Below are 3315 nucleotides of genomic sequence, written 5' to 3' on the forward strand. Positions count from 1 at the left end.
GGCCTGGGTGCGCGGCGCCGCCGCGCGGTCGCCCGCGCGCGCGCGCAGGCAGCCGGGGCCGGCGGAGTTCCACTGCGGAAAGCCGCCGCCGGCTGCCGCACCCAGCACGATGGCGCGCAGCGGCATGCGGTCAGAACACGACGACGGAACGGATGGACTTGCCTTCGTGCATCAGGTCGAAGGCCGTGTTGATCTGCTCGAGCGGCATGGTGTGGGTGATCAGGTCGTCGATGTTGATCTTCCCCTCCATGTACCAGTCCACGATCTTCGGCACGTCGGTGCGCCCGCGCGCGCCGCCGAAGGCGCTGCCCTTCCAGACGCGGCCGGTGACCAGCTGGAAGGGGCGCGTCGCGATCTCGCGCCCGGCCTCGGCGACGCCGATGATGATGCTCTCGCCCCAGCCGCGGTGGCAGCATTCCAGCGCCTGGCGCATCACGTTCACGTTGCCGGTGCAGTCGAAGGAGAAGTCGGCGCCGCCGCCCGTCAGGTCCACCACCGCCTGAACCACCTTGTCGGTCCCGACCTCGTTCGGATTGATGAAGTCGGTCATGCCGAACTTCCGCGCCATGGCCTGCTTCGCGGGATTGATGTCGATGCCGATGATCCGATCGGCGCCGACCATGCGCGCGCCCTGGATCACGTTCAGCCCGATGCCACCCAGGCCGAACACCGCGACATTGGCGCCGGGCCAGACCTTCGCGGTGTAGATCACCGCGCCGATGCCGGTGGTCACGCCGCAGCCGATGTAACAGATCTTGTCGAAGGGCGCGTCCTGGCGGACCTTGGCCACCGCGATCTCCGGCAGCACGGTGAAGTTCGCGAAGGTGCTGCAGCCCATGTAGTGGAAGACCGTGCCGCTGCGCCCCGTGCCCTCGCAGCGGAAGCGGCTGCTGCCGTCCGGCATCACGCCCTTGCCCTGCGTGCCGCGGATGGCGGTGCAGAGGTTGGACCGGCGCGACAGGCAGGTTTTGCACTGCCGGCATTCCGGCGTGTAGAGCGGGATCACGTGGTCGCCGGGCTTCACCGTGGTGACGCCGGCGCCGACCTCGCGCACGATGCCCGCACCCTCATGGCCGAGGATGGCGGGGAACAGGCCCTCCGAATCCAAGCCGTCCAGCGTGTAGGCATCGGTGTGGCACACCCCGGTCGCCATCACCTCCACCAGCACCTCGCCGGCCTTCGGGCCTTCCAGCTGCACGGTTTCGATGCTGAGGGGCTTCTTCGCCTCCCAGGCGACTGCGGCGCGGACGTCCATGCGGTGTCTCCGTGGTCCTCGGGCCGCGCGCAGCGGCGCCCGGGTCACCATACACGCGGCTGGGCGGGCGCACATGGCCCCGGCCCGGCCGCCTTCGGCGCTTGACGCGCGCCGGCGCGGCCCCAAGATGGCGGGCTGCGACGCGAAGCCACGCCCGCACTGCCCGGAGGAACCGATCGATGGCCTGGAAGAAGCCCCGCGTGACCGAGGTGTGCCTCGGGATGGAGATCAACTGCTACGCCAGCGCGAAGGCCTGAGCTGGCCAGGCCGCCGCGGACGACCGCGGCGGCCGCCTTTCCGACGGTCTCCCGAACGGGTCCTGACATGACCGATCCGGCGCCCGTCGCGCCGGCACCGCTCGGCCTGCTGGCTGAGCTGACGCATCGTTGCCCGCTGCGCTGCCCGTATTGCTCCAATCCGCTCGACCTGGCCCGCGCCTCCGCGGAGCTGGATGTCGCGACCTGGGGGCGTGTCTTCGCGGAGGCGGCGACGCTCGGCGTGCTGCAACTGCATCTTTCCGGCGGGGAGCCAGCGGCGCGGCGCGACCTGCCGGAGATCGTGCGGCACGCCGCCGCGGCGGGGCTCTACACCAATCTCATCACCTCCGGCGTGCTGACCGATGCGCGGCGCCTGGCGGAGCTGGCCGAGGCCGGGCTGGACCACGTCCAGCTCTCGATTCAGGACGCCGAGGCCGAGGGCGCCGACCGCATCGCCGGCTATGCCGGGCATGCGCGCAAGCTGGACTTCGCCCGCGCGGTGGCCGCGGCGGGCCTGCCGCTGACGCTGAACGCCGTGGTGCACCGGCAGAACCTGGAGCGCCTGCCGCGCATGATCGAGCTCGCGCTGGAGCTCGGCTGCCGCCGGATGGAGGTGGCGCATGTGCAGTATCACGGATGGGCGCTGCGCAACCGCGACGCCCTGCTGCCGAGCCGCGCCCAGCTGGAGGCCGCGACGGCCGTGGTGGAGCGTGCGCGGGAGCAGCATCGCGGCCGGCTGGTGATCGACTACGTGCTCCCGGACTACCACGCCTCTCGCCCGAAGGCCTGCATGGGCGGCTGGGGGCGGCAGGTCATCGTGGTGACGCCGGAAGGCCGCGCGCTGCCCTGCCATGCCGCGGCCGAGCTGCCGGGGCTGGACTTCCCGAATGTGCGCGATCAGTCGCTGCGCGACATCTGGGAGCGGTCGGAGGCCTTCAACCGCTTCCGCGGCACCGCCTGGATGCCCGCCCCCTGCCGGGGCTGTCCCCAGGCCGAGGAGGATTGGGGCGGCTGCCGCTGCCAGGCCTTCGCGCTGACCGGCGATGCGGCGGCGACCGACCCGGTCTGCGCCCTCTCGCCGCACCATGCGTTGCTGTCCGCCGCGGTGGCGGAGGCGGCGGAGGCCGGGACGGACTTCGCCTATCGCGAGATGCGGGCGCGTTAACCGCTCCGCGCTTGCCCGCCCCTCCGCCCGGGCGCATCTGGTGGCACATGGCCGCGCCGCGAATCCGCCTGCTGCCGGAGACCACCGCCAACCGCATCGCCGCCGGCGAGGTGGTGGAGCGGCCGGCCGCGGCGGTGAAGGAGCTGGTGGAGAACGCGCTCGACGCCGGCGCCAGCCGCATCGCCGTCACGCTGGAGGACGGCGGCACCGGCCGCATCCTGGTCGAGGATGACGGCAGCGGCATGACGCCGGAGGAGCTGGCGCTGGCCGTGCAGCGCCACGCCACCTCCAAGCTGCCCGACGAATCCACGCTGTTCCGCATCGCGACGCTGGGCTTCCGGGGCGAGGCGCTGCCCTCGATCGGCGCGGTGGGGCGGCTGACCATCACCTCCTGCACGGCCGGGGGCGGCGCGCATGCCATCACGGTGGAGGGCGGCCGGGTCTCGGCCGTTGCGCCCGCCGCCGGGCCGCCCGGCACCCGCGTGGAGCTGCGCGACCTGTTCTTCGCCACGCCCGCCCGCCGCGCCTTCCTGAAATCGGCGCGCAGCGAGGCCGAGGCGGCGGTGGAGGCGGTGCGGCGCCTGGCGCTGGCCTGGCCCGGCGTGGCGTTCCGCGTGGAGGTGGAGGGTCGCGTGGCG

Annotated in this window: 4 protein-coding genes and 1 pseudogene; 3 read left to right on the forward strand and 2 right to left on the reverse strand. The window is 72.8% G+C overall.

Annotation, left to right across the window (positions count from 1 at the left end):
* Both OZN99_RS28130 and OZN99_RS28135 read right to left on the reverse strand, forming a co-directional pair.
* A pseudogene (locus OZN99_RS28130) lies at window positions 1-126 on the reverse strand (pyrroloquinoline quinone biosynthesis protein B); the annotation flags it as partial.
* 4 nt (window positions 127-130) lie between these two features.
* Window positions 131-1255, reverse strand: a complete 1125-nt coding sequence (locus tag OZN99_RS28135) for an S-(hydroxymethyl)glutathione dehydrogenase/class III alcohol dehydrogenase (RefSeq protein WP_270938530.1) — start codon at window positions 1253-1255, stop codon at window positions 131-133.
* Between the two features lie 179 nt (window positions 1256-1434).
* Between OZN99_RS28135 and pqqA the strand changes: the two genes are divergently transcribed.
* The 3 genes from pqqA to mutL form a co-directional block, all read left to right on the forward strand.
* Window positions 1435-1512 carry a pyrroloquinoline quinone precursor peptide PqqA gene (gene pqqA / locus OZN99_RS33585; protein WP_408611961.1) on the forward strand — a complete coding sequence of 26 codons (78 nt, stop codon included), beginning with the start codon at window positions 1435-1437 and terminating at the stop codon, window positions 1510-1512.
* A 67-nt stretch (window positions 1513-1579) separates the two neighbouring features.
* Complete coding sequence (gene pqqE / locus OZN99_RS28140; protein WP_270938531.1) at window positions 1580-2677, forward strand: pyrroloquinoline quinone biosynthesis protein PqqE; 1098 nt, start codon at window positions 1580-1582, stop codon at window positions 2675-2677.
* Window positions 2678-2724: 47 nt separating this feature from the next.
* Window positions 2725-3315: DNA mismatch repair endonuclease MutL (gene mutL / locus OZN99_RS28145; RefSeq protein ID WP_270938532.1), on the forward strand; the 591-nt coding region annotated here is incomplete at its 3' end.

This window comes from Falsiroseomonas oryzae, assembly GCF_027856955.1.
Classification (GTDB): Bacteria; Pseudomonadota; Alphaproteobacteria; order Acetobacterales; family Acetobacteraceae; genus Falsiroseomonas; species Falsiroseomonas oryzae.

Excerpts from the sequence above, each read along its gene's own strand:
- pqqE (WP_270938531.1), top strand. The coding sequence starts at position 1,580 with ATGACCGATCCGGCGCCCGTCGCGCCGGCACCGCTCGGCCTGCTGGCT.
- OZN99_RS28135 (WP_270938530.1), bottom strand. The coding sequence starts at position 1,255 with ATGGACGTCCGCGCCGCAGTCGCCTGGGAGGCGAAGAAGCCCCTCAGC.
- pqqA (WP_408611961.1), top strand. The coding sequence starts at position 1,435 with ATGGCCTGGAAGAAGCCCCGCGTGACCGAGGTGTGCCTCGGGATGGAG.